Source organism: Chitinophaga sp. SVR4-12A, assembly GCF_056754765.1.
On record NZ_JBPGWP010000001.1, the window covers coordinates 4,252,402 to 4,278,009 of the forward strand.

The 25,608-nt window shown below is 46.0% G+C and carries 19 protein-coding genes and 1 tRNA gene; 10 read left to right on the top strand and 10 right to left on the bottom strand.

Annotated elements, in window-relative coordinates:
- Position 1 precedes the first annotated feature (1 nt).
- Complete coding sequence (locus ACR9Y8_RS17495; protein ID WP_481214535.1) at positions 2-976, bottom strand: KpsF/GutQ family sugar-phosphate isomerase; 975 nt, start codon at positions 974-976, stop codon at positions 2-4.
- Positions 977-1,127: 151 nt separating this feature from the next.
- Here ACR9Y8_RS17495 and recQ point away from each other — a divergent pair, with 151 nt between their 5' ends.
- The 5 genes from recQ to ACR9Y8_RS17520 all read left to right on the top strand — a co-directional run bounded on the left by recQ (position 1,128) and on the right by ACR9Y8_RS17520 (position 6,713).
- Positions 1,128-3,326, top strand: coding sequence for a DNA helicase RecQ (gene recQ / locus ACR9Y8_RS17500; protein ID WP_481214536.1), 2,199 nt, complete (start codon positions 1,128-1,130; stop codon positions 3,324-3,326).
- An 85-nt stretch (positions 3,327-3,411) separates the two neighbouring features.
- A tRNA-Phe gene (locus tag ACR9Y8_RS17505) sits at positions 3,412-3,484 on the top strand.
- A 73-nt stretch (positions 3,485-3,557) separates the two neighbouring features.
- Positions 3,558-4,358, top strand: a complete 801-nt coding sequence (locus ACR9Y8_RS17510; protein WP_481214537.1) for a helix-turn-helix domain-containing protein — start codon at positions 3,558-3,560, stop codon at positions 4,356-4,358.
- A 73-nt stretch (positions 4,359-4,431) separates the two neighbouring features.
- Positions 4,432-4,923 (top strand): GNAT family N-acetyltransferase, encoded by a 492-nt coding sequence (locus ACR9Y8_RS17515; RefSeq protein WP_481214538.1) that lies wholly within the window; start codon positions 4,432-4,434, stop codon positions 4,921-4,923.
- Positions 4,924-4,928: 5 nt separating this feature from the next.
- Positions 4,929-6,713, top strand: a complete 1,785-nt coding sequence (locus ACR9Y8_RS17520) for a DUF885 domain-containing protein (protein WP_481214539.1) — start codon at positions 4,929-4,931, stop codon at positions 6,711-6,713.
- Between the two features lie 66 nt (positions 6,714-6,779).
- Here the strand turns inward: ACR9Y8_RS17520 and ACR9Y8_RS17525 are convergent, their stop codons facing one another.
- Positions 6,780-7,310, bottom strand: coding sequence for an ORF6N domain-containing protein (locus ACR9Y8_RS17525; protein WP_481214540.1), 531 nt, complete (start codon positions 7,308-7,310; stop codon positions 6,780-6,782).
- Between the two features lie 97 nt (positions 7,311-7,407).
- Between ACR9Y8_RS17525 and ACR9Y8_RS17530 the strand changes: the two genes are divergently transcribed.
- The gene (locus ACR9Y8_RS17530) at positions 7,408-8,082 is read left to right on the top strand and encodes a VOC family protein (protein ID WP_481214541.1); all 675 of its coding nucleotides are present in this window, start codon (positions 7,408-7,410) and stop codon (positions 8,080-8,082) included.
- Positions 8,083-8,086: 4 nt separating this feature from the next.
- On the opposite strand, the gene ACR9Y8_RS17535 is transcribed toward ACR9Y8_RS17530, so the two are convergent.
- Together ACR9Y8_RS17535 and rpiA are read right to left on the bottom strand one after the other, a co-directional pair.
- Positions 8,087-10,123, bottom strand: a complete 2,037-nt coding sequence (locus tag ACR9Y8_RS17535) for a hypothetical protein (RefSeq protein ID WP_481214542.1) — start codon at positions 10,121-10,123, stop codon at positions 8,087-8,089.
- A 203-nt stretch (positions 10,124-10,326) separates the two neighbouring features.
- A complete protein-coding gene (gene rpiA, locus ACR9Y8_RS17540) occupies positions 10,327-11,058 on the bottom strand; it encodes a ribose-5-phosphate isomerase RpiA (protein WP_481214543.1) in 732 nt (243 codons plus the stop codon).
- Between the two features lie 61 nt (positions 11,059-11,119).
- On the opposite strand from rpiA, the gene ACR9Y8_RS17545 reads away from it, so the two are divergent.
- Both ACR9Y8_RS17545 and ACR9Y8_RS17550 read left to right on the top strand, forming a co-directional pair.
- Entirely contained in the window at positions 11,120-12,421 is a 1,302-nt protein-coding gene (locus tag ACR9Y8_RS17545; protein ID WP_481214544.1) for an MFS transporter, read from the top strand.
- A gap of 62 nt (positions 12,422-12,483) precedes the next feature.
- Positions 12,484-13,476, top strand: a complete 993-nt coding sequence (locus ACR9Y8_RS17550) for a carotenoid biosynthesis protein (protein WP_481214545.1) — start codon at positions 12,484-12,486, stop codon at positions 13,474-13,476.
- Here the strand turns inward: ACR9Y8_RS17550 and ACR9Y8_RS17555 are convergent.
- Positions 13,473-14,465, bottom strand: coding sequence for a PDDEXK nuclease domain-containing protein (locus ACR9Y8_RS17555; RefSeq protein WP_481214546.1), 993 nt, complete (start codon positions 14,463-14,465; stop codon positions 13,473-13,475). The two genes, ACR9Y8_RS17550 and ACR9Y8_RS17555, sit on opposite strands and share 4 nt — an antisense overlap.
- Before the next feature lie 137 nt (positions 14,466-14,602).
- Between ACR9Y8_RS17555 and cls the strand changes: the two genes are divergently transcribed.
- Entirely contained in the window at positions 14,603-16,081 is a 1,479-nt protein-coding gene (gene cls / locus ACR9Y8_RS17560; RefSeq protein WP_481214547.1) for a cardiolipin synthase, read from the top strand.
- On the opposite strand, the gene ACR9Y8_RS17565 is transcribed toward cls, so the two are convergent.
- The 5 genes from ACR9Y8_RS17565 to mnmG all read right to left on the bottom strand — a co-directional run bounded on the left by ACR9Y8_RS17565 (position 16,076) and on the right by mnmG (position 21,884).
- Positions 16,076-16,465, bottom strand: coding sequence for a hypothetical protein (locus ACR9Y8_RS17565; RefSeq protein ID WP_481214548.1), 390 nt, complete (start codon positions 16,463-16,465; stop codon positions 16,076-16,078). The genes cls and ACR9Y8_RS17565 overlap by 6 nt on opposite strands.
- A gap of 51 nt (positions 16,466-16,516) precedes the next feature.
- Positions 16,517-17,665 (bottom strand): lactonase family protein, encoded by a 1,149-nt coding sequence (locus ACR9Y8_RS17570; protein WP_481214549.1) that lies wholly within the window; start codon positions 17,663-17,665, stop codon positions 16,517-16,519.
- A 47-nt stretch (positions 17,666-17,712) separates the two neighbouring features.
- Positions 17,713-18,963 (bottom strand): outer membrane beta-barrel protein, encoded by a 1,251-nt coding sequence (locus ACR9Y8_RS17575; protein WP_481214550.1) that lies wholly within the window; start codon positions 18,961-18,963, stop codon positions 17,713-17,715.
- Positions 18,964-19,070: 107 nt separating this feature from the next.
- The gene (locus ACR9Y8_RS17580; RefSeq protein ID WP_481214551.1) at positions 19,071-19,622 is read right to left on the bottom strand and encodes an RNA polymerase sigma factor; all 552 of its coding nucleotides are present in this window, start codon (positions 19,620-19,622) and stop codon (positions 19,071-19,073) included.
- A gap of 393 nt (positions 19,623-20,015) precedes the next feature.
- Entirely contained in the window at positions 20,016-21,884 is a 1,869-nt protein-coding gene (gene mnmG, locus ACR9Y8_RS17585) for a tRNA uridine-5-carboxymethylaminomethyl(34) synthesis enzyme MnmG (RefSeq protein WP_481214552.1), read from the bottom strand.
- Between the two features lie 2,934 nt (positions 21,885-24,818).
- On the opposite strand from mnmG, the gene ACR9Y8_RS17590 reads away from it, so the two are divergent.
- Complete coding sequence (locus ACR9Y8_RS17590) at positions 24,819-25,580, top strand: glycosyltransferase family 2 protein (RefSeq protein WP_481214553.1); 762 nt, start codon at positions 24,819-24,821, stop codon at positions 25,578-25,580.
- The last annotated feature ends 28 nt before the right edge of the window (positions 25,581-25,608 follow it).

Consider the following 25,608-nt stretch of genomic DNA (forward strand, 5'->3'; position numbering starts at 1 on the left):
GTCAAATAATTCCCTCCCTGATAAGGTCATGTAAATGAATGATGCCAATATAGCGTTTATCTTCCAGAACCAGTAATTGGGTAATATCGTGCTGACGCATTTTTTCCAACGCATTAACGGCCAGCTCATCTTTCTGTATCATCTTCGGATGTTCTGACATAATGTCTTTGGCGGTAATGGTTGCAATGGAAATGCTCTTTTCAAGCATACGCCGCAGATCACCGTCAGTGATAATACCTCTTAACTCGTCCTGTTCATCCATTACGGCAGTAACACCCAGCATCTTGGAGGAGATCTCCATGATCACCTCCCGCAGCGAGGCATTCAACCCCACCTTGGGAACCTGGTGTTGCCTGCTCAGATCTCCTACTTTCAGGTAAAGCTTTTTACCGAGCGTGCCGCCCGGATGAAACTTGGCAAAGTCCGCAGCAGTAAAACCGTGCCATTCTATTAGGCAAACTGCCAACGCGTCCCCCATTGCCATTTGGGCAGTAGTGCTGGTGGTGGGCGCCAGGTTATTAGGACAAGCCTCCTGGCTGACGGTAGTATTCAGCACCAGGTCTGCGTGCTGGGCAAGGTAAGAGCCTGTATTGCCAACCATGGCGATCAGCGGGCTTCCGAAACCTTTGACCAGTGGTACCAGGACCTTTATTTCAGGAGAATTTCCGCTTTTGGAGATACAAAGCACCACATCGTTCTGCTGTATCATGCCCAGGTCGCCATGGATGGCGTCTGCGGCGTGCATAAACAGGGCCGGTGTGCCGGTAGAATTGAGGGTGGCCACTATTTTCTGGCCTATAATGGCGCTTTTGCCTATCCCGGTCACCACCAGGCGACCCGCACAGCAGGCAATTAACTCCACCGCCTTCTCAAAATCGCTATTGATAAACAACTGCAGATTGTCGATGGCTGCCGCTTCTACCTGAAGGGTCCGTTTCGCGATCTCAGTAATGTTAATGGCTGTTGTCTTTTTCATGCTGGAGCCACAAATTTACCTCAGTTTATATAATTATATTGTATTTCAGCGGTTTTTTAAGTAACTTCGTGTCCCCTAAAAATCATATAATAGATAACCGTAATCTGTTAGTTCTTTAGAGTATAGTATTATAAGTTAAATCTTGAATGCAATGGCTGTTGTAAAGGTAAGTTTGTTAGATGCATTACACGAACACTTTGGGTTCGATTCCTTTAAAGGGAACCAGGAGATTATAATAAAAAGCATTCTCTCGGGGAAAGATACTTTTGTAATTATGCCAACCGGGGGAGGTAAATCCCTTTGCTATCAGTTACCTGCCCTTATCAGTCCCGGATGTGCCCTTATTGTTTCTCCCCTTATTGCCTTGATGAAAAACCAGGTAGACCTGGTACGCTCCTATAGCAGTAAGGACAATGTGGCACACTTTTTAAATTCCACCTTATCTAAAGCACAAATAAAAAAAGTACGTACCGACCTGCTCAGCGGTAAAACAAAATTGCTGTACGTTGCGCCGGAAACGCTTACCAAACAGGAGAACCTGGATTTTTTCAGGGATCTCGAGATCTCCTTCATCGCAGTGGATGAAGCGCACTGTATTTCCGAATGGGGACACGACTTCCGTCCGGAATACCGCCGTTTAAAGGAAATGATTGAGCAGATCAGTACCAACCTGCCTATCATCGCCCTTACCGCCACCGCCACACCCAAAGTACAAAGTGATATCGTAAAGAACCTGGGATTAAAAGATCCGCAGATATTCCTCTCCTCCTTTAATCGGCCTAACCTCTACTATGAGATCAGGCCCAAACGGAAGAAGGAGCAAACCATCCGCGAAATTGTAAAGTTCATTCACCTGCATAAAGGCAAGAGCGGGATCATTTATACCCTCAACCGCAAAACCACCGAGGAACTGGCAGACATGCTGGTAGCCAACAATATCAAAGCTGTTGCCTACCACGCCGGACTTGATGCCAATACCCGCGCGCAGCGCCAGGATATGTTCCTGCTTGAAGAGGTAGAGGTGATCGTGGCCACCATCGCCTTCGGAATGGGGATAGACAAACCCGACGTAAGGTTTGTGATCCACTACAACATTCCGAAAAGCCTGGAGAACTATTACCAGGAAACAGGGCGCGCCGGCCGTGATGGACTGGAAGGGATCTGCGTATGCTTCTACAGTCATAAGGACGTACAGAAACTGGAACATCTCATGCGCGATAAGCCGCTGAGTGAACGCGAAATGGGCGCCCAGCTCATTAACGAAACCGTTGCTTATGCTGAAAGCTCTGTTTGCCGCCGTAAGGTGATCCTGCACTATTTCGGAGAACAGTTCGATAAAGAAAATTGTGGAAGCTGCGATAACTGCCGCAACCCGAAAGAAAAAATAGAAGTAAAGAACCGTGTGGTGATCGTGCTGAAAACCATTAAAGCGCTGGAAGAACGCTTCGGTGCTGAATATGTGGTGAACATCATTACCGGTAAAACCAACCCGCAAATTACTACCTACCGCCATAACCAACTGGACGTATTCGGGGAAGGAAAAGAGTTTGACGCTCATTTCTGGAATTCCCTTATCCGCCAGATGATGCTGGAAGGCTTGATAGAAAAGGATATCGAAGAATACGGCCTCCTGAAAGTACAGGACAAAGGCAACAAGTTCCTCAAAAAGCCTTACTCCATCATGGTGTCCCTCAACCACCAGTTCGATGAAGAAGGCGGCGACGATGAGGAAGTGGCTGCAGAAGCCCAGGCATCTGCTGATCCCGTGCTGTTTGAAATGCTGAAAGAACTGCGTAAAAAAGTATCCAAGGAAAAGAATCTGCCTCCCTTTGTTATTTTCCTGGAAACTTCCCTGGAAGACATGGCCACCCAATACCCTACCACTACCCAGGAGCTGGAAAAGATCCAGGGTGTGAGCAAAGGGAAGGCTATCCGCTACGGAAAGCAGTTCGTAGAAGTGATCTCTAAATATGTTCAGGAAAATGATATCGTAAAGCCCGACGACTTCGTTATGAAAAGCGTGGTGAACAAGAGTGGCTTGAAAGTGTTCATCATCCAGAACATTGATAAAAAAATGCCGCTGGAAACCATCGCAAAGAACAAGGAACTAAGCATTGCTGAGCTCCTGGATGAGATGGAAACCATCGTTGCCAGCGGCACCAAGCTAAACCTGGATTATTGTATTGACGAGGAGCTGGACGATTACGCCCAGGATGAGATCATCGAATATTTCAAAGGTTGCGAAACCTCCAGCCTGGCACTGGCCCGCGAAGAGCTCATCGAAAGCGACTATACCATAGAGCAGCTGAAGCTGATGCGGATCAAGTTCCTGGTAGAGTACGGAAACTAGCTCCGTAACAATTTGGTCCAATAATATTTGGAAATATGAATTGAAAAATATTATCTTTGCACTCCCTTCGCAAGAAGGAAAGGATGGTGCGGTAGCTCAGTCGGTAGAGCAAAGGACTGAAAATCCTTGTGTCGGCGGTTCGATCCCGCCCCACACCACAGAACAGATAAGGGTTTGACGTGTAAACGTCGAACCCTTTTTCTTTTGATAACAACGTTGTAATTTACACGCATGCCAGATGCTGTAGTACTTTCCAAAGGCTGCTATGTCGGATCAAAAGTGAGAGAAAGGACCATCGGGTACATCACCACCAGCGAAACCGTCTTCCCGGAAAATTATACTTCCGACTGGCATTGCCATCAGCACCCACATTTCTCTCATATCCTTTCCGGCGGCAGCCAGGAAATAAGAGAAAAGAAGGTTGATCAGCAAGCAGCAGGTACTGGTTTGTATTATTATCCGGGTGTTATCCATCAGAATGTTCATTACCGCCCGGGCACCCGTATATTCAATCTTGAAATAGACGAAGCTTTCTTTAAAGCATATAACCTGGCCATTCCCCCTGAATCGCTCATGCATGAAAGCAATACAGCGCTCAATGCCGGCGGCCTGGTACGGATATTAAAAGAACATTACTACAATGATGACTGCAGCAGGCTTTCCATGGATCAATTGTGCATCAGCTTAATTGATACCAACCCCGTTGCAGAAAAAAATTATCCCACATGGGCTAAACAGATCCCGGCGGTGCTGAACGATCTCTGGGATCAACCCCTCTCCCTCTCTGAGTTTGCCGCCCAGGTGGGTGTACATCCTGTAACGCTTTCAAAATATTTCAGCCGCTATTTCTCTTGCACCCTGGGAGAATATTTCAGGAAGATCAAAATTGAACGGGCCCTGGTCCTGATCCGCTCAAACCAATGCTCTTTAACCGAAATAGCCTACAAGTGCGGCTTTTCAGACCAGGCACATTTTACCAGAACCTTTCAGCAATTGATCGGCATGCTGCCCAGGCAATACAAAAAGATCTAATCAGCATCCGCGCTAATACTATACAATTTTGCCCCTACGCTGCTATTTACCTTTGCTTTCACAAGGGTAAAATATGCAAGCTGTTCAATTAAGACCAATCGGCCAGCAGGATAATGGTCCGCTCGCGGGCATTGTTCGCAATACACTGCTTTCCTTTAACGCCGCAGTACCGGGAACCGCTTTCTATGACCCGGGACTGGATACGCTTTTTGAAGCCTTTCAGGTCCCGGGATCGTATTACTGGGTAGCCGGACAAGACACCGCCGTTGCAGGTGGGGCGGGCATTTACCCTACCCAGGGGTTGCCGCCTGGTTATTGCGAGCTGGTTAAGCTTTACCTGGAACCTGAAGCCAGGGGAAAAGGTATAGGAAAAATGCTGATCACTGCCTGCCTCGAAACGGCTGCGCAATTTGGTTATACACATGTTTACCTGGAAACAATGCCGCAGCTGCACATGGCCATACCACTATACGAGAAAATGGGGTTTGTCCGCCTTGAGCAACCTATTGGCAATACCCAACATTTTGGATGCTCCATCTGGATGGTTAAATCGCTTTTACATTAAATGTTATGAGACAATCTTCGCTTAAGATCCTCAGCCTTCTTTTTGCTTGTTGTTGCTGCGCTATAAAGCCTGCTTATACGCAGCCGCGCAATCAGCAATTGCATCGTCTTTTTGAAGCTTACTACCAGGAAAGCCTGCAGCTCGATCCCATCAGTGCGACGTTTAGCGGGGATCACCGTTATGATGACCAGCTCGCCAATGATGGCGCTGCAGCTTATTTAAAACAGAAATGTCAATTTGATAAAAAATACCTGGGCCTGCTGTCCGGATATAACAGAGAATCATTGAACACGGCAGACCGCATCTCTTTTGATGTGCTGAAAAATATTCTTGAAATGGACCTTGAGAAGATGAGGTATCATCCGGAATACCTGCCAATTAACCAATTCTCCTCCCTTCCGCTGCTCGTCGGACAGCTGGGCTCAGGCAATTCAGCGCAACCTTTTGAAACAGTAAAGGACTATAACAACTGGATCAAACGTATTGCTGCATTCTCTGCATGGACAGATACCACTATCAGCAATATGAGAAAAGGCGTGGCTATCGGTATGGTGTTGCCCAAAATGCTGGTGCTGAAAATGATCCCTCAGATGGAGGACCTTGCGGGAAAAGATACCGCGAAGAATATATTATTCCGGCCGCTTAATAAAATCCCTGCATCCATTTCCGGCTCAGCACGGGAACAGGTAAAACATGCTTTGCAGCTGGCTTTGACGACGCAGTTGCTCCCGGCTTATCAACGTCTTGCAGACTACCTGAAGAACAAGTATCTCCCTCATGCCACTGATGCCGCCGGGCTATCTGCTGTTACCAATGGCGCGGACCTGTACAAATATTATGTACGATACTTCACTACCACCTGGCGCTCACCGGAAGAGATCTATGAAACAGGTTTAAAGGAAGTAGCCCGCATCAGCGCAGCCATGGTGGTACAAAAAGAGCAAAGCGGTTTTAAAGGCAGCCTGCAGGAATTCTTTGTTTTCCTTAGAACGGATCCCCGGTTCATGCCTTTTAAAACGCCGGAACAGGTATTGCAGGCATATCAGCAGATCTATGCTAAAATAAAACCACGCCTGCACACATTGCTCACCCTTACGCCCAAATCAAGATTTGAGATCCGCCGCGTGGAAGCCTTCCGGGAAGCCTCGCAGAATGGTCCTTCCTACACCATAGGCGCCATAGACGGTAGCCGTCCCGGCATATTCTACGTTCCTATTCCTGATGCCACTAAGATCAATGTGACCTTCCTGGGCATGGAAGCCACTTTTTTGCACGAGGCTATCCCCGGCCATCACTACCAGATCTCCCTGCAGCAGGAAAATACAACACTACCCACCTTCAGACGGCAGATCAACTTCAGCGCGTTCACTGAAGGATGGGCCCTGTATGTCGAATCCCTTGGCAAAGAACTGGGATGCTATACCGATATGGCCCAGCAGATGGGCGCCTTGAACAATGAAATTCACCGTGCCATAAGGCTGGTGTTGGATGTCGGTATCCACACCGGCAAAATGACAAGGGAAGAAGCCATTACCTATATGCTGAACCACGAATCTATCAGCGAAGAAGAAGCGGTTACTTCTGTAGAGCGCTACATGGCAATGCCCGGACAGGCCCTCTCTTACAAAACCGGACAATTGGAAATCTTCCGGCTGCGCGACAAATACAAAAAACAATTAGGGCCTCATTTCAACATCGTCAAATTCCACGATGCTTTGCTGGCGCAGGGAGATATGCCGCTGAACGTGCTTGAACATTATCTTGATGATTGGGCGGCCAGCCAACAATAATGACAAAGCCGGACCTTAACAATAAGGCCCGGCTTTTTTATGATACCGTCAAAAGATAAATTGTAATTACTTCTTAAGTTTTTTAAACCCTATCGGCTCCCTGTTTTTTTGTTCTTCCTCCCCATTCCTTTCTTCCAGCAACAGGCTCAGGGCCTGGTAAACATCGCCGAATTGCTTGTTATATTTCTTTTCCAGCTCTTCTATCTTCTGCGCCAGCTCTTTATAATGCATAGCCATTTCACGCAGCGCAATGAATGCACGCACAATGGCAATATTCATCTTAACCGCCTTTTCGCTGCGCAATATACTGGCCACCATGGTCACGCCATGCTCCGTAAACGCATAAGGTAGATAGGCGCTGCTCCTGTGCTTCAGGGTACCGGTCACAAATTGTGATGAGTTCCCGCTCAGCAAAGTATCCCACTCTTTTTTTGTCAGCTGAAACATAAAATCAGCCGGGAAACGCTCTATATTACGTTTAACAGCCTGGTTAAATACTCTCGTTTCTACCTCGTAAAGTTCTGCCAGGTCAAAATCCAGCATTACCTTCTGCCCCCTCACCTCAAAGATCTTGTTCTGAATAGTAACTAGTTCCATTTTTATTGGATTTGATATAAATAACTCATTATTACCGCCTTCCGGCACTTGTTTTGAAGTATTTCACGGAAATTCCAGTACTCAATTTAACTGATCTATGCGTTTCAAAAAAGTACACCTGCTCTGCAATAATGCTGCCAATCAGCAGGCCTTTTATGCCGGACTGCTTGGCATGCCGCTTATCAACAGTTATGAAACCGGGTTCTGTGTACAGGCGGGTCAAACCTTGCTTGAATTCTCGCAAACCCATGAAGTAAAAGATACCCCCTACCATATTGCCTTTAATATCACTCCCCAGCTGCTGCCAGCGGTAGTACCCTTCCTTTCCGGAAAAGACATTGCGCTGATCCCTAAGGATGGCGCCGCGGTGATCGATTTTCCGAACTGGAATGCCCGCTCTGTTTACTTCTATGATGCAGAACAAAATATAATGGAATGTATTGCCAGGTACAATCTCCAACAGGACACTCCTGATACTGTTTTCAGCGCAGAGCATATCCTGGGTGTCAGCGAAATAGGCGTCCCGGTAGAAGATACGGCCGCTTTCATCAAAACCCTGCAATCCAATGCCCTTGTTAACGTATGGAAAGATTACGGCGACCAGTTCAAGGCTGTTGGCGATGAAGAAGGCCTGATGATTGTAGTGACGGAAGGCCGTCACTGGTTCCCAACTATTCATCCCAACAGCATCCTTCCCATCCGTTTAGAGATTGCCCAGGAAGGACGCTTATTCCATTATAACGGTCACAGGTATACTTTTAGTTTTGCGTGAAGAACTACAATTGCACAAGCGCTGTTTCGCCCTCCTTTATCGCATATACTTTTGTGCCACCGGCACTTAGGCTCTTTATTTGTAAACGCCCCTTATTCAGACGGCTGATCTCCAGGCTGAATACCTGCCCGAAAGCGTGGATATTGCGAAGCGTCATAAAGTTCCATGCGGCGGGTAGCCTTGGCGTGCAGTTAAATCGGTTTAGGCCCGCTGGTCTCATTCCGAAAAGGCCCTCTGTATAAATCCTGCAGTATAAGCCGCTTTCGGCGGATAAATGCCGCTGATTGCCCTCGGGGTAAGCTTCTACAGGGTAAGGCACATGCTCTCCCAACAATCTTCTCTGAGAATAATAGCGCAAATAATCCAGTGCCTTTGCTGGCTCTCCCGCAGCCAACACACCTCTTAGTGCATAAAGGGTAGACCGGTCCCAGAAAGTGCTGTCGCCTGCCTGTGACGCCAGGCCATCCTCCGTCCAGAGGCGTGGAGAAAACAAGGCCGCAACAGTACCGGCTTTCCTGTCAAAGAGATCTACTGTCAATGGTGTTGCGATCCAGGCACGCAGCACGGTATTGCCAGCGTAATAGCGGTAGGTATTAAAACCCTCTACACTGGCGCCAAAAAAACGATCTATGTTTTTCCTTAATTCAGCGGCCTGCTGCTCATATTTTTGCAGCAGGGTGGCTGGCGCCTTAAGATCCCTTCCCAGCATCACAGCGGAGCGTAATGCATCATAATACAATGAGCTGGTATTTAAATTGGCATCGCCTGCCGGGAAGCGGCCCTCCAGCTCATCACTGTCTGAATGCACTACTCCTGCTGCATTCACATTACGTTGCAGGTACTCCAGGCACCAGGTAATTAAAGGCCATAATACTTTGGCAGAATCTGCATTACCATAAGCCAGTGCATAACGACCCGCTCCATAAGCAATCATCGCCATATCACCACGGTCCCTTTTGCCATGCCAGGTGCCCTCGCCTTCAGCAATAATAGAGCTGGGGATAGGCTTATAATCGGGGTTCATGAACTTTGCAAACCAGCGGTAGGCATTCATCGCAGATTGGTTGCCGATGCTATCACCCAGGAATGCAAAGAACGGGTTCACGTACTCCGCCTGGTCATTGGCCCATATAGCGGCATAGTAACGGAGCCCGCCCGGTCCATGCATATAGCCTCCCTTTGTAAGAAAAATACTTTCTGTAGCGCGTATCTTGGCAAAAGCAAATGCAGTATTCAATAAAGTATCCGGCGTTTCCAGCTGTAGCAGCGATAAAATACCGGCTACCCGGTCTTTACGGCCCTGTTCCTCTGCCGCAAGAGAAGGTACTTCCATTGTACCGGCGCCTCTTATTGCGGCGTAAAAAAGCCCGAATACTACAGAGTCGCCTGGCGCTACCATCTTCTCCCCCGCTCCTACAGCGCCTGTTACAAAACGCAGCGGACCATTCACCACCCGGCTGGCGGCAGGCTGTTGTTCCTTATACAGCTCCTCCATTTCTATTTTCACCGGCTTGTCTCCGGTATTAATAAAAACCAGTTTCTCCAAGGCCATGGCCTTGTTATCTGAAGGAAACAGGGAACGTTTTAATTGCAGGTCAACATGCTGCGAAAGCAAACGACTGCTTGTTTCCATGATCCCTTTGTGACGTATGCTGATCACCTTCTCCGGCAGGTCACTCACCGGCACTCCGTAATAAATGTCTGCCTTCATAGGCCTGCCATTTATTAAAATGCGGGGAAGATCACAATCCTCCACATTATACATCATGCTGGCGTGCGTATTATTTGGCAGCAGCCGAAAAGATGGAAAAACAATGGTACGCGACAAATGCAGTGCGCTGGCGGTATCGGCTTCATACTGCACCCACAGCGAAACCTGCCGGCCGCTCATCTCTATGTGATCGGCATGGGGTAATTGTTTGTTTACCGTCCACTCAATACCACCATCTGGCAATATATGCCAGCGGGTCTGCGTACTTGCTGCACCGCCGATCAGGCAGCATATTGTAAAGGAAAAGATCGATCTTATGCAAAGGCGCATTACAACAATTTTTTAGCGGTGTTATTGATCTGTGTATCTTTTATTCCCTTGGCTCAGCCAATTTATATAATCGTTTGCTACCAGGGAAGAAATAATGCTGATTTAGGGAATAAAAACAAATATGCCGGAGCAAGTCCGGCATACCAGGAAATATTTTGCCTGCTTCATTTTCGAACAAGCATTACCGTTATAATGTGTTTGCTTTATCGTCGCAATATTTTTGTGCTGCCATCCTCGTATCCCAATACCACGGTATGCGCCATTTGTACAAACAGCCCGGTTTCTACTACGCCGGGTATATTATCAATCGCTATATTGGTTGCAGCCGGGTCCTTTATCACTTCAAATGAACAATCAATGATATAGTTCCCGTTATCTGTTATAAAGATCTTATCATCTTTCTTTCTTAGTTGCGGTTTACATCCCAGGCTTTGTAATTTCACGTTGGTGATTTCCCAGCCAAAGGGGATCACCTCCACGGCCAGCGGAAATTTTCCCAGTACAGGCACATACTTATGCTCATCTGCTATGATCACCAGTTGCCGGCTATGATAAGCTACTATTTTTTCACGCAGCAGGGCGCCGCCGCCGCCTTTAATAACATCCAGCTTTTCACTGATTTCATCTGCACCGTCAATATCCATATCAATGTGCTGCGTTTCAGCAAAGGTAGTAAGTGGGATTCCCAACTCACGGGCTAGCTGTGCCGATGCTTCAGAAGTAGCAATGGCCCTGATCTCCAGTCCCTGCTTTACCATGGACCCTATTTTCTGAATGGCCCAGTATGCGGTAGAACCGGTTCCGAGACCAACCACCATTCCCGGACGGATCAGCTCCGCGGCCTTCTCTCCTGCCACTTTTTTGGCAATTGTAATGGTATCCTGCATAGTATAAATGATAATGATCTGTTGCGAAGATACAAGAACAGGGCACACCGTAATAATTTATATAAAAAGCGTTTATTTTTGACCGTTCCTCCGGGTTCAATAATATTCCATGACAAACACCGCACAGCCCACACAACACAATACCGCATGGCGACTGAAAGCCATCATCACCGGTTCAGCAGGCAACCTGGTTGAATGGTACGATTGGTATGCCTATGCTGCCTTTGCCCTGTACTTTGCACCCGCTTTCTTCCCGGAAGGGAATGAAACGGTACAGCTACTGAATACTGCAGCTATTTTTGCCGTGGGTTTCTTAATGCGGCCCATTGGCGGCTGGCTGTTCGGGCGTATTGCCGACCGTAAAGGCCGCAAGGCAGCCATGACGCTGTCTGTGCTGTTAATGTCCCTGGGGTCACTGATGATTGCCCTTACGCCCGGCTATAAAACCATTGGTATCCTCGCTCCTGTTTTATTATTGCTGGCTCGTTTGTTACAAGGCTTGAGCGTTGGCGGCGAGTACGGCACCTCCGCCACTTACCTGAGCGAGATTGCTACCCCGGAAAAACGGGGTTTCTTTTCCAGTTTCCAGTATGTTACCCTTATCGGCGGACAACTCATCGCCCTCGGTATCCAGCTGTTGTTGCAAAAAGTATTTCTGGCGCCTGCTCAGCTGAACAACTGGGGATGGCGCATTCCTTTCTTTATAGGAGCGATGCTGGCCCTGGTAGTACTCTATATGCGCCGTAATATGCAGGAATCTGTTAAGCTCGATGAGCAAAAGCCTGAACGGGGTTCCCTGGGCGTACTGATCAAACAGCATCCCCGCGCGGTGCTTACGGTAATAGGTCTTACGTTGGGCGGTACCCTGGCGTTCTATACCTACACTACCTACATGCAGAAATTCCTGGTAAATACCGTGCATCTCAGCAAAGAGCAATCCACACTGATTGTTTTTATACTAATGCTCATCTATGCCTGCCTGCAGCCTTTGTTCGGCATGCTTTCGGACAAGTATGGGCGTAAACCTTTGCTGATCGGCTTCGGCATACTGGGCACATTGTTCACCGTTCCTATACTAACAACACTCAGTCATACCACTTCCGCCCTCAGCGCATTTTTCCTGATCCTGGCGGCATTGCTGATCGTAAGCGGCTACACTGCCATCAACGCTGTGGTAAAGGCGGAGCTGTTCCCCTCAGAAGTAAGGGCCCTGGGCGTGGGTTTACCTTATGCGCTCACGGTGGCCATATTCGGTGGCACCGCCGAATATATCGCCCTGTATTTTAAACACATCGGCTATGAGTCCTGGTACTACTGGTACATTACCTTATGCATTTTCATCTCCCTGATCGTATATGTGTTGATAAGAGATACCAAGCACACCTCCTATATAGACAAGGATACCAAATAGCACATGCGGTTCTCTGCTGGTGCAAGTATTGAAAAAGTTTTAACTTGCTTAAAACGTCACATATGCTGCCCTATCCCGGTATGCCGTATAACTACCCTCCCGGTATTTGTTACCCTTTAACAGAATGCTGCATGTACCTGCTTTTTTTACTGTGCTGTATACATGCATATAAAAAAGGCATGGGCAATTTCATGTACCTGCTGGGCGGGCTCGGCTTCGGTCTACTGCTGGAGTATGTGAACGTAGCCACCAGTGCGGGCTATCGCTACGGGCAATTCTGGATCATGTTCGGCGTAGCGCCAAACAATATTCCACTATGCATCGGCACCGGCTGGGCCATTATTATATATACTTCCCGGCTGATATCGGATGCCCTGGGTATGTCTTTATGGACAGCCGCCGCTCTTGACGCACTGCTTGCTATCAACATTGACCTGAGCATGGATGTAGTGGCTTATCGTCTGCATATGTGGCACTGGGATTGGGAATCCCGCGGTCCCCAATATAACCTGCTCACTTCGCAATGGTTCGGTGTTCCCTACGGCAATTTCTATGGATGGTTGTGCGTGGTATTTTTCTATTCTTCATTCGCACGCTTACTGGAAAAAGTGCAAATGAAAAAAGCTATTGCTGCCCGCTGGTGGAAAACCGCTATCCCCTTTTTGTCTATTATCATTTCACAGGTAACACTCTATATATCACTTTTCCCTTTAGCCGACTTTCTGAGGCTGTTTGGTATTAATAGCGCCCACCGTTTTGTAGCCTTATTGATCCTCTTTACCATTATGACCATAAGAGGATGCTCAAAACGCACGAACATAACCCATTCCTATGCTCCGCTTCCTATGATTACCTGGTTAGTACCCACATGGTTTCATCTGTACTTTTTCGCCTGGTTATTCATAGGCGGCTTTTCCGGTGAAAACCCCTGGATGACGGCCTGCTCTGTTATCAGCTTATTGATCGGCATCGCCGTGCATTGGCTATTGCCCACCCGCTTTAAGAGAACAGCTGCACCTATGGCTTCACAAACACAGCCGGTCTCATCGCTTTAAAATCTTTCCATCTCTTTTTCCATAGTAGCAATGAGCTGCTCTTCTGTCGGCATGTACAGCTGATACTTGCTGGCCACGATCGTTTTATTTTCTTCGGGTAATGTGAACTTCACTACCGCATTATTCTTTTCTGCACACAACAGCACGCCAATAGTGCGATTTTCAAATGACTGTTTCTCTATTCTGTCAAAGTAATTCACATACATCTGCAGCTGGCCAAGATCCTGGTGCGTTAACTTTCCTGTTTTTATTTCAAACAATACAAAGCATTGCAGTAAGCGGTTATAACAGACAAGGTCTACAAAAAAATCATCTCCATCCAGGTGGATCCTTTTCTGCCTGGCAATAAAAGAGAACCCGTTGCCCAGCTCCAGCAAAAACTCCTGCAGATTGCTAATGATAGCGCCTTCCAAGTCTTTTTCGTAATAGGATGCTTCTTTCTTTAACCCAAGGAATTCCAGCACAAGCGGATCCTTGATAACAGATTTTGCGTCCGGAGGAGATTGTTCTCCTTTCACAACGGCGAGGACACTTTCTTTATCGCTGCTTAATAGCAACCGTTCGTATAGACTACTATTAATCTGCCTTTCCAGTTGGCGGACAACCCAGTTGTTCTTAATGGTTTCTGTAATATAAAAATCTCTTTTGTATTGATTATCAATCCTTACAAGTAGTCTGTAGTGGCTCCATCCCAATTGTGCGCACAATGTGTGCACAATTGGAAATGTTCTATAGAATTGCCTGAACAATGAAAGCTGTCGTCTGGAAAACCCGCTACCAAATTCCGGTTGCAATTTTTCTGACAGGTATTTAATAATGTACTCTCCATAATCGGCTCTATCCTTTCCTTGTTGCTCTTCTTCAAATATCTTTCTCCCGATATTCCAATACATCAACACTCTTTCATGATCTACAGCCCGGATGGCCTTTTCTTTTGCGTGGGTAATGATTGCTTTAATCTCTGCGAGAAGGGGGTCAATTAAAAACATGGTTTGCTAATTTGTTTAGCAATTTAACGGCTTTCTATTTACTGGAAAAATTTTTGTTGGTATTTCTTCAATTGCGAACGCAGTGCATTCGCAATTGAGATTAGCTTTATCTTTATTCACATAATATCTTTCAATCCGTGTTTACCATTCTCAGCTTACTGAAGGAAACCAACTGGCATTTGGTAATAAAGATCATCAGTTTTGTACTGGTGTTGCTATCCTTCATTGGTGTAGTAGGCACCATCCTGTTAGAGAACCGCAATCCTATCAAGGCAATGGCCTACCTCCTGCTGCTGATCTTTGTTCCACTGTTAGGCCTGATCGTTTACTATTACCTGGGCCGCGACCTGCGTAAAAGAAAACGCTTCACACTAAAGGGTACACGCGATGAAACATTGATGCTGCGGTACTGGGAAAACAAACGCCCGGAGATCGAAGAGATGCAGGTAGAGCTACGCCAGCTCGTGGCCAGCAAGCAGGAAGTATCTGCCATGCTGCTGAACACTATGCACTCACTGCTCACCAAAAACAATCGTGCAAAAGTACTGATCAACGGAGAGCAAAAATTTCCTGCCGTAATGGAAGCCCTACGCAGTGCAACCCATCATATTCACATGGAGTATTACATTTTTGCAGTAGACAGTATTGGCAATGAGGTTATAGATATATTGATCGAAAAGCTGAAAGCCGGTGTAGAAGTACGGTTTATTTATGATGATCTTGGTTGCGATCACATGGGCCCATTCTCTAAACGCCTTAAAGAGCACGGCGCAGAAGTATATGCTTTTGCCCCGGTGCTGGTTGATTTTTACCTCAACGCCAATTATCGTAATCACCGCAAGATCATTGTAATTGATGGAAAGATAGGTTTCACCGGCGGTATCAACATGGATGAGCGCTACATCAACAATGGTCACAATGAAATATACTGGAGAGACACACATCTGCAGCTGGAAGGCGATGTAGTGAACCAGTTGCAGCTGCAATTCATGATGAGCTATCGTTACTGCAGCAAAGAAACTTTTCCTTTTGCCTTTCCTTACTTTCGTCGTGCAGAATTTACTGCAAACTGCTTTACCGATATAGTTGCCAGCGGGCCAGACTCACAATGGCCCATGGCGATGCAAAGCATACTGATGGCTATCAACGTGGCGAGGCGGCGCATACGCATCAGTAATCCCTACTTCATTCCCAATGAACAATTGTTAAGCGCGCTGCAAATGGCCGCCCTGGCTGGTAAAGATGTAGAGCTCTTACTCCCCAAACGTGGCGACTCCTTTTTTGTACAGCATGCCGCACAATCATTCATAAAACCCATGCTGGACGCTGGTGTAAAGATCTACTTTTATGAAAAGGGATTTATACATGCGAAGACCATGATCATAGATGATAACCTGGCGATTGTTGGTACCGTGAATCTTGACAACCGCAGTTTCTATCTCAATTTTGAAATTGCTATTATCATGTATGATCGCTTAATAGTAAAGGATCTGCTGGATGCCTTCGAGAAAGATCTCGAAGATGCAACACTCATTACCCGCCGGTCCTGGAAGAACCGGTCGTTGTTTGAAAAATTTATAGACGCCCTGTGCAGGTTACTAACACCCTTGTTATGACGGATCTTCTTCCAGGTCCTCGTGCCGGTCTCCGCCCAGGCTATAGAAATTGTTTTCCTCATCTTCGTTCCCGATCTCTTCATCGCTGTTATCCAGTTCTGCACCGGGAACGTCCAGGCCCTCCTCTTCATCCGGGGGAGTTTGACGCTTTTGCAGCTCCTGCTTATTTCCTTTCCCCCTGTCGCTTCGTGTAAGGTTTTCCACATCCAGGTCTTCTTTCTCTCCCCGGTTCATGATATCCTCATCCGGCGGATAAACGGGGTAGCCAGGAAAGGTCTTATCTCTCTTCTGCTCCTGCTCCTCCATCCTGGGTGCCTGTGGTTTGTCTGTTTGTTCCTTTTCACGTGGAACCTGTTTGTCAGGTTTCGGTTGCTTACTTTTCATAACAGCATTTTTTAGCTAATTACCTGAAAAAGCTATGCCATAAATCCCGCGCTATTTCTGTGCTGGCACCATTTTCAAACATACCGGCATAGAAATATTGATCTCTACCCCTGTTGGTTTGAATGAGCCGTTCACCTTGTTACGTTTAAAGACCACTACATTGTCTGTATCCTGGTTGGCTGCCAGCAGAAAATTGCCAGACGGGTCTATCATGAAATTACGCGGCGTTTTGCCTTTGGTTGACTGTTGCCCTTTTCTTTGCAGCTTCCCCGTTTTTGCATCTATGGCGTAGTATACAATGTTGTTCAGGGTTCCCCGGTTAGAGGCGTAGAGAAATTTTCCGTCCGGAGATACATGGATGTCTGCGCCGGATATTGTTCCCTTAAATGCCTCTGGTAACGTGGAAACGGTTTGTACTGGCGTCAGCTTGCCGCTGTCATAATGAAAGACCGTTACCTTTCCATCCAGTTCATGTATCAGGTAGGCCCACTTACCATTGGGATGGAAAGTGATATGCCGCGGCCCCGAGCCGGGCGGCAGCGCTATATAAGAAGGGTTTGCCTCCTGCAACAGCAAGGGAGAGGAAGGATCATATTTATAGACAGCTACCTTATCAATGCCCAGATCAGGCACGTACAGGAACTGGTGATCCGGCGAAAATTCCACACAATGCACATGCGGTTTTTCCTGCCGCTCTTTATTTATGCTGGAACCCGTGTGCTGTATAGTTTGCAGCGGTGCGCCCACTTTTCCGTCAGCCTGCACAGGAAGTACAGACAAACTTCCGCTGGCATAATTGCCCACCAGCACATGCGAACCATCCCCATCCATGTTAATATAGCAGGGTCCCTCTCCGCCAGACGGCTGTTTATTCACGGACATAAGCTGCCCTGTATTACGATCCAGCTCAAAAGCGCTTACGCCTCCGGTTCTTTCAGTCCCGGTTTCATTTACTGAATACACATGTTTTTCATCAGGAGCAATCACTAGATAGGAAGGGTTATCCACACCTTTGGCAGTACTCACATGATTCAATTCGCCACTTTGGGTATTGAACGTATACACATAGATCCCTTCACTTTGCTTTTTTGTATAGGTTCCTATAAGCAGGTATTGCATACTATCCTGTTTAACGGAATTTTGTGCAAGCAGTATGCCGGGGAGGAGCAAGACACTGACAGTGAGGAGTAGTTGACGCATAGATCATAACGTTTCTATACTAATATAGAAAAAATATGCCTGCGAACCTACCGCTTATGTCTTGCACTGTTAAAATTCAGCTGTAGCATAACCCCTGTTGAATAGAGTTTCACCTCGCCGTAGCCAACCCGGCGAAGGGGTATCTTGGTAAAGGGCTGTATGCCCAGCGACATGTTTTTATTTAAGGGGAACTGGTAAGTAAATGCGAGATTTAATACTGCCAGATAATGTTGATTAGCGTTTGTGAGCTCTTTATCGCTATCCCAACCGGTCTGGTATTTATAAGTATACTTTTCTTTCAGCATAAAATAGCTGGACAAGCCTGCCGTTGCACTCAAGGTATAATTGGGCCTGTTCATAAAAGCATAATTAATATTAACAGGAACATCCAGCACGCCACAATTTGCATCTATCTTCCTGATCACATGATACGGATCGGTCGGAGACCAGTTTTTAAGTACACCGTAATCTCTCCAGGTTCCTCCGTAAGGTTTCTGACTGTATATAGCACCGCTGGTAAACGACCAGTGGTTGTTCACATGATAGCTCAGCAATAATCCTCCATCTATACCGAAGCGGCCGTACTCCAGGGATGGAGCAACATTATACACCGGACCGCCGGTCAGTGTTAAACTGAAGCCTTTCCTGGAAGGTACCTCTTTTTTCTCCTTTGTTTTTTCATCAGCTGGTTTCGGTGCCTGTTTAACAGGAATACGACCACTGCCTTTAATATTTGCAGGGATCTGCTCCTCTTTCGGATAAAGCGTTGCGAGCAGTTCTAAGATATTGTTCTGCTTAGTGTTCTTATTGGCTGCTCCGGTTTCCTCCACTCCCGCATTTGCAGGCTGTTCCTTTTCTTTTACAGGGTAAGATAAAACCGGTACTGCAGGCTGTTTAGTGCGGTCAACAAGTGGCGATGGCACGCGATTCTTTTGGCCGGCAGATTTTTCGGCAGGAGCAACAGTATTTTTACCTGTCTTATCAGCCGTTGCTTCGGAAACAGCAGGAGTGCCTGCTCGCTGCTTTTTGTCCGGGGTGGTGGCTAGATCTTGTGTATTATTATTTGAATTATCTGTCTTTACTTTTTCTTCTGTGGCGCCACCTTGCGTTTGCTGTTGCGGTACAGTACTTTTATTATTGGATGAAGTCGCTGATGGCGGATTGTTGGCAGGTGTGGAACTACGCCACCAGAAAAAGGCGCCCGTTCCCAGCAGCAATAACAATAAAGGAGCCAACCACCTCCAGAATGATTTTCTAGAAGAGCCATCATCATTGAGCGCATCCAGCTTTTTTTCCATCTTTTTCCATGCGTCCGCATCAAATGGAATATCACCTTCACTCAACTTTTCACGAAACTTTTTATCAAACGCGTCACTCATTTTAGTCGCAGACCTTCTGCAGGTCTTCAGGTTTTTAGCGTATTCTTGTAACTACTTGCTTTTTCTATTTTCTCTTTTAATAATTTTTTTGCTTTGAATAAATTGGACTTGGACGTTCCTTCAGATATACCCAATTGATCAGCTATTTCCTGGTGCTGATATCCCTCCATCACATAGAGGTTAAAAACGGTACGGTAAGCAGGTGGTAAAGATTGTACCAGGACCAGCAGCTCGTCATACGAGAGTTTGTCCATGGCAGTGTCATCCATACCAAGATCATATACTTTTTCGATGTCTTCAGTGAAGGAAATTTTCTTCTTGCTGCGCAGATGGTCAATAGCTGTGTTTACCATTATCTTGGCCAGCCAGCTCTTGAAGGGACGATTAGTATCAAATTCTTTAATGTGTTGAAATATTTTCAGAAACCCATCATTTAAAATTTCTACAGCTTCTTCTTTATTCTGTGCATAACGCAAAGCAATACTCATGGCATATCCATAGAATTGCCGGTACAATAATTCCTGGCTGTTCCGGTTCCATTCCCGGCAGCCTTCAATAAGGTAGTTCAGTTCGTGCACGAATAGTCTGTTACCTGATTATAATGCTGACCCCCTCAAAGTACAACTCCCCTTCATTGTTCACGAATATAAAGGTATATCCGTTTTATCATAATCAGGTATAATATTTACGCAAGGATATTCCAAAACGTTGCTTTTTTCCACACTTTTTTCTGAAAAAAGCTGCCGCTTCCCGAAAACGCATTTTAAGCCTATTATTGTTGAAGCACCCCTGTTTTGATATAAATACCTTACGTCAATTGAGATCGTCGAAATTTGAGGAGATAATGACGTTGATATTTTTCTATATAAAACACTGAACTACAGGTACTTAGTAAAACTGGCGAATTTTTGAATGAAAAAGGGAAGGTTTGACGTAAACCTTCCCTTTTTTCTATTGCGAAACTAAATTTACTATCTACCCATATACACCATGAGGATCTGTACATCGCTTGGGTTGACTCCGCTGATCCGGCTGGCTTGTCCTAAGGTACGTGGCCGGATCTTGTTAAATTTCTGACGTGCTTCCGAGCTCAGGGAAACCAGTTTGCTATAATCAAAACTGTCTGGAATAACCAGGTCTTCCAGCTGACTCATTTTTTTGACCAGCTCATTTTCCTTTTCTATATATACTTCATACTTGATCTGGATTTCTGCCTGCTCCAGTACTTCTCTTGAAAAATTATTCAGCGCCTGTTGAACTTTGCTTACTTTCTCCTTCATTGAAAAAATGTCCATCGCCGGGCGCAACAATATTTGCATCGCTTTTTGACGTTGGGTAAGTGGCGCCGAATTTTTTTCTATCAACAGGTGATTAATATCTTCCGGATCGAGCGGCATTTCTTTCAGGATAGCTTTCACTTTTTCCACACCCTCTCTTTTGGTTTGTACTTTTTCCATTCTCTCCTGTGAGGCGAGACCCAGGCGATAGCTTCTTTCAGTCAGGCGAAGATCAGCGTTATCCTGGCGAAGCAGAGTTCTGAACTCTGCCCTGGAAGTAAACATCCTGTAAGGTTCTTCGGTTCCTTTGTTAATCAGGTCGTCTATCAGTACTCCGATATATGCTTCACTCCTTTTCAACACAAAGGGCTCCTGTTTATGTGCTTTCAGGTGAGCATTCATACCCGCGATCAATCCCTGGCAGGCAGCCTCTTCGTAACCGGTAGTACCATTTATTTGACCCGCAAAAAACAGGTTTTCCATCTGTTTTGTTTCCAGCGAAAACTGCAATTGGGTAGGTGGAAAATAATCATACTCGATGGCATAGCCCGGGCGGAACATTCTGCAGTTCTCAAAACCGGGTACCATTTGCAAAGCTTTATATTGTACATCTTCCGGAAGAGAAGTTGAGAAACCGTTCACATATATTTCCACGGTACTCCATCCTTCGGGCTCAACAAATAGCTGGTGTCTTTCTCTTTCAGCAAAACGGTTGATCTTATCTTCAATACTCGGACAATACCTGGGACCTACCCCCTGGATCCTTCCCTGGAACATCGGGGATCTATCAAACCCCGTCTTCAGTGCGTCATGCACTTCTGCACTGGTATATGTGATCCAACAGCTGCGTTGTTGTTGCGGAGTAATTTTTTCTACATCCATATAGGAGAACCCAATGATCTCTTCGTCTCCCTTTTGTTCTTCCATTTTTGAATAGTCGAGGCTGCGGCCATCAATCCGGGGAGGCGTACCTGTTTTCAGTCGATCGCTTTCAAAACCCAGGGAAACCAATTGTTCGGTAATACCAGTGGCCGCTTTTTCTGCCACCCTACCTCCGCCAAACTGTTTATCCCCGATATGCATAACACCGTTAAGGAAAGTACCATTGGTCAGTACTACAGATTTAGCTTTGATCTCATGCCCCAGTCCGGTAATCACCCCGTAACATTTCCCATCTTTCACAAGGAGGCCCTTCACCATGTCCTGGTAGAAATCTACATTCGCGGTTTGCTCTAATGCTTCCCTCCATTTTGCGGCAAACAACATGCGGTCATTTTGAGCACGCGGGCTCCACATAGCGGGTCCCTTGGAACGGTTCAACATTCTGAACTGGATCATAGACTGATCCGTAACAATACCGGAGTACCCACCGAGTGCATCTATTTCACGGACTATCTGTCCTTTTGCAATACCGCCCATGGCAGGGTTACAACTCATTTGGGCAATGGTCTGCATATTCATGGTAACCAGCAGTACCCTGGATCCCATATTGGAAGCCGCAGCTGCAGCTTCGCAACCTGCGTGCCCGGCACCTACCACAATTACATCGTAAGAAGGAAACATATTTATTTATGATCTAAGAAGATGCAAAATTACATATAAGCGGGGATACTGACGGTATTTATTGTATGTTCCACGTGGAACATTAGGAAGACGAAGGATGGTAAAGATAAGTATCTATTAGTTGATTGCGTTTCCGTCACCTTCCATCTGGATCTGCAATATTTATTGCTCCGTCTGGTAAAGAGCCCTCACATCAATCCCTCATCCGCCTCCAATGCCGGACTACCTCATTACCATTATAGCGAAAGAACGAACTTCTAAATCTTAATAGGTATACCATCCTCTTCCGTATGCGGCCAAGTCACTCCCCTTTAGAGAAGACCCCACTCTCTCAAATAACTCCCTGGCGGCTCCCTTTAGAAATGCTCCCTGGATTTAACTTTGCTCCAAACTCGTCAGCGCGCAGAAACTTTGCGCCTGGCTGTAGGTTAAGGGGCATCAGCTAGATTGTTAATAGAACTTCTAATCTAAGAGTCCCCCTTTCTCCAGCCCTGCCGTTTCCAAGGATATCTACAAAAGGGCAGCCTCGCTCCATCCATATCTGAGAATTAACTCACTTTGCACTATACCCTTAGGCTCTCAAACACGTACCCTCCTACAGCTAAAGACCTTTACCGTGCAATAAGGGAATAATTTTGGAACGGGTTTCAAGTTCAACCAAACCTAAAGAGTAAGCTCTCTGACCAATGATTATCCTATAAGAGCATAGAACGAAGGACCAAAAAAGAATACATGCGAGGAATCCGATTCCAGGTTCCGAGTACCCAAGACTAACCCTTATGGTATCATTCAATCCCCAAGTACACGGTAGGAGCATAAAAGTTCAACACTTTATAGAACAACAATGATGGACTATCTAGCTCCGGCTACAAGCTTCTCCCATTCTAAGACTAAAATATTCTTCTGTTATCCTATCTAGTAAAAGGCCATCAATAGCCCAAACATCCTTGTTGAAATAACCTCGCCCTGCCCGTCGCTTCCAGGTTCCGAGTACTCCAGAGCAACTCTTCTGGTATCACTTAATTCCCAAATACAAGAACTCAACGCTTGACAGTCACAAACAATGATGGACTGCCTGGGTTTGGTTACCAGCTCCTTGAATCCTAAGACAAAAATATTCTTCTTTTTATCCTGTCTAGTAAAAGGCCATCAATAGTGAAACATCCTTCAGAAAATAACCCGGCCCTCCCTCCGCCTCTTAAATGAATACCGCAAGTCTGGTGTTGATCTACATCGAGGCCTGTAATCCCGTCCATTCTTCATCTCCTTTTACCGCCATATCCCAGACCAAACCCCACAAAACCTTACTCTTACTAATAGCTAAGGAGGATAGTTTTACCTAGAATGTCGTTCTGCCCGGACAATCCCCTTGCCCACTTCCCCTAAATAGCCTGCATCCTCCATCATCTGACCCACCAGTAAGTTAAAAAACGGGACACCACAATGGGGTGGACTAGCCTATAATACAGGTAAGAGATTTACATTCTTAAAGGGAAGGTCCCTCTGAACCACCAGGCATCCCTATAGCATCCCGTCTTTAAACACTATGCCAAGTGATAATTATCCCAGCATATAAATCTACGGGGTGACTTAATACTGTACGAGAAAGATCTCCTTTCACACGCCCAGCTGCCCCACCGAAGGATAATTAAACCACGAAGCTAAAGGAATTCACGAGCTCCCCTTACAAACAGGTACTTATATAACAAACCAATGGGCAGCGCACAATTAAGCTCCAGCTTCACGGTGTATTCGTATTACCTAGCATCAATCCATTTTCTCCCACCCAGGACGCCCAGGAACCTGAGAAAATGAACACTTCCCTTGAAACTATGGCTTCTCACTCCCGGGTAGACCTACCCATAACGCCTAAGTAATGCCCTTGCTTCCTAAGGCACCCGCCCTTGTGGGTACTACCCAAGGTATCCAGTCACTTGATTGCATCTGTTACCTACCTCTTTGGAGGAATGTCCCTTTACCTATCAGCCGCTTAAAGCATACTCCTATACCCAAACTGAAGCAACAGCACCCCTCCTGCAGTAGGAGTTTCTAAGTCATTTCTCACGATCTTATATCTTCCCCGCCATTGTATCAAGCCTCCTTTACACATAAATTATTGGCAAAACCGGCCGACAGCGATCCTGGAAAAACATTATATCGAGGACCTATCCTCTTCAACACGTTGGAAAGTACCGCGGCGACCACAGCCTCCTTTCTGAAAGCCTTCTAATATCCTCAATAAACTTAGCCTATACCCCATCGAAATAGTATCAAACCATATTGCTTTCAAGTGCCGCATTCCTAGTTCCAAAATACTTCCTCTCCCAACCTGGTTCTTTAAACTGCTCTTTGCTTAAACATCTTCTTGTGAAAATGTGGATGTTCCACGTGGAACATTTGCGTTTATGTTCCACTGTTAAAAGTTCTATTAAAAGATTGAACTATTAACAAACACAGATTGTAAAAAACCATACAATGGAGCTAATGAAGCAACCATCCTAAACCAGGACTACTATCCAGCACCATAGATCCGTTACCGATAATAGTGTGCTTAAAGGAAACAATACCGTAACATTCATATATACTTTCCTCCGGTAACATTCTTCCCCTCTCCTTCGTTTATGTATGGGCACAAGTTACCAGCATGGAAGAGTGAAGATCTTTACACGGCATGGAGGATACTAAAGAATGGTTTAAAAGAAGCAAATCAGAAGCAAAACTGCTATCCCCGGAAAGCATCCCGGGATCCTGCCGGCTGCTCAACCCATCAATCCTTCTATGTCAAACCGTAAATTCAGGTGGGATTGAGATTATAGTTATCAGTGGTAGAAAGCAAAGCCAACTCAATTCTACCAACCATAATAACACCATGCTATACATTATTATTCTTTGTAACTTGGCGGGCTCAAAAAGACCAGCTAGAAATTTTGTACTATGATAGAAGGTGGAAACCGTAAACTATTCCAACAATCTCCTACACCCGATGGTCCGCTCATTTCTGTAATAACAGTTACCAGGAATGCAGCAGACTGTATAGAAAAAGCCATTCAAAGCGTACTCGCACAATCCTATCCGAACGTGGAGCATATTATCTTAGACGGAGCCAGCACCGATAACACCGTTGAGATTCTTAAAAAGTATAATGATAAGATTGCCTATTGGAGAAGCGAGCCAGATAAAGGAGTGTATCATGCGATGAATAATGCCGTGGCGTTCGCCCGGGGCGACTGGTTCTTATTCCTGGGAGCTGATGACGAATTATACCCAGGCTTCAGTCAGATGATCGAAGAGAACATGATCGACAAAAATTGTATCTACCACGGATGCACCCTGTGGAAGAACATGGTAATGGGACAAGGTTATAACGGCTACAAACTGGCAAAAGAGAACTTCTCTCACCAGGCCATGTTCTATCCAAGAGAGATCTTTGAAAAATATCGCTATGAGGAAAAGTACGTAGTGCGGGCAGACTATGTACTCAACATGCAGATCTGGGCAGATAAAAACTTCCGTTTTGAATTCCATCCCCTGCTGATTGCACGCTATGCTGCCGGCGGCATGTCAGGAAAAGTGGAAGACCTTGCATTCAAAAAAGACAGGATCCGCCTGATAGGCAAATACCTTGGATACAAGAACATGATCCGGTATATCATCAAACGCTATAAATACAAGAGGAAAAACTTTATAGAATACTAAACCTGACACTTCTAAATTTGCAGTCCTA

What these genes read in the sequence shown, in the direction of transcription:
- ACR9Y8_RS17495 (WP_481214535.1), bottom strand. Translation starts at nt 976, where the DNA reads ATGAAAAAGACAACAGCCATTAACATTACTGAGATCGCGAAACGGACC.
- recQ (WP_481214536.1), top strand. Translation starts at nt 1,128, where the DNA reads ATGGCTGTTGTAAAGGTAAGTTTGTTAGATGCATTACACGAACACTTT.
- ACR9Y8_RS17510 (WP_481214537.1), top strand. Translation starts at nt 3,558, where the DNA reads ATGCCAGATGCTGTAGTACTTTCCAAAGGCTGCTATGTCGGATCAAAA.
- ACR9Y8_RS17515 (WP_481214538.1), top strand. Translation starts at nt 4,432, where the DNA reads ATGCAAGCTGTTCAATTAAGACCAATCGGCCAGCAGGATAATGGTCCG.
- ACR9Y8_RS17520 (WP_481214539.1), top strand. Translation starts at nt 4,929, where the DNA reads ATGAGACAATCTTCGCTTAAGATCCTCAGCCTTCTTTTTGCTTGTTGT.
- ACR9Y8_RS17525 (WP_481214540.1), bottom strand. Translation starts at nt 7,310, where the DNA reads ATGGAACTAGTTACTATTCAGAACAAGATCTTTGAGGTGAGGGGGCAG.
- ACR9Y8_RS17530 (WP_481214541.1), top strand. Translation starts at nt 7,408, where the DNA reads ATGCGTTTCAAAAAAGTACACCTGCTCTGCAATAATGCTGCCAATCAG.
- ACR9Y8_RS17535 (WP_481214542.1), bottom strand. Translation starts at nt 10,123, where the DNA reads ATGCGCCTTTGCATAAGATCGATCTTTTCCTTTACAATATGCTGCCTG.
- ACR9Y8_RS17545 (WP_481214544.1), top strand. Translation starts at nt 11,120, where the DNA reads ATGACAAACACCGCACAGCCCACACAACACAATACCGCATGGCGACTG.
- ACR9Y8_RS17550 (WP_481214545.1), top strand. Translation starts at nt 12,484, where the DNA reads ATGCTGCCCTATCCCGGTATGCCGTATAACTACCCTCCCGGTATTTGT.
- ACR9Y8_RS17555 (WP_481214546.1), bottom strand. Translation starts at nt 14,465, where the DNA reads ATGTTTTTAATTGACCCCCTTCTCGCAGAGATTAAAGCAATCATTACC.
- ACR9Y8_RS17565 (WP_481214548.1), bottom strand. Translation starts at nt 16,465, where the DNA reads ATGAAAAGTAAGCAACCGAAACCTGACAAACAGGTTCCACGTGAAAAG.
- ACR9Y8_RS17570 (WP_481214549.1), bottom strand. Translation starts at nt 17,665, where the DNA reads ATGCGTCAACTACTCCTCACTGTCAGTGTCTTGCTCCTCCCCGGCATA.
- ACR9Y8_RS17575 (WP_481214550.1), bottom strand. Translation starts at nt 18,963, where the DNA reads ATGGAAAAAAAGCTGGATGCGCTCAATGATGATGGCTCTTCTAGAAAA.
- mnmG (WP_481214552.1), bottom strand. Translation starts at nt 21,884, where the DNA reads ATGTTTCCTTCTTACGATGTAATTGTGGTAGGTGCCGGGCACGCAGGT.
- ACR9Y8_RS17590 (WP_481214553.1), top strand. Translation starts at nt 24,819, where the DNA reads ATGATAGAAGGTGGAAACCGTAAACTATTCCAACAATCTCCTACACCC.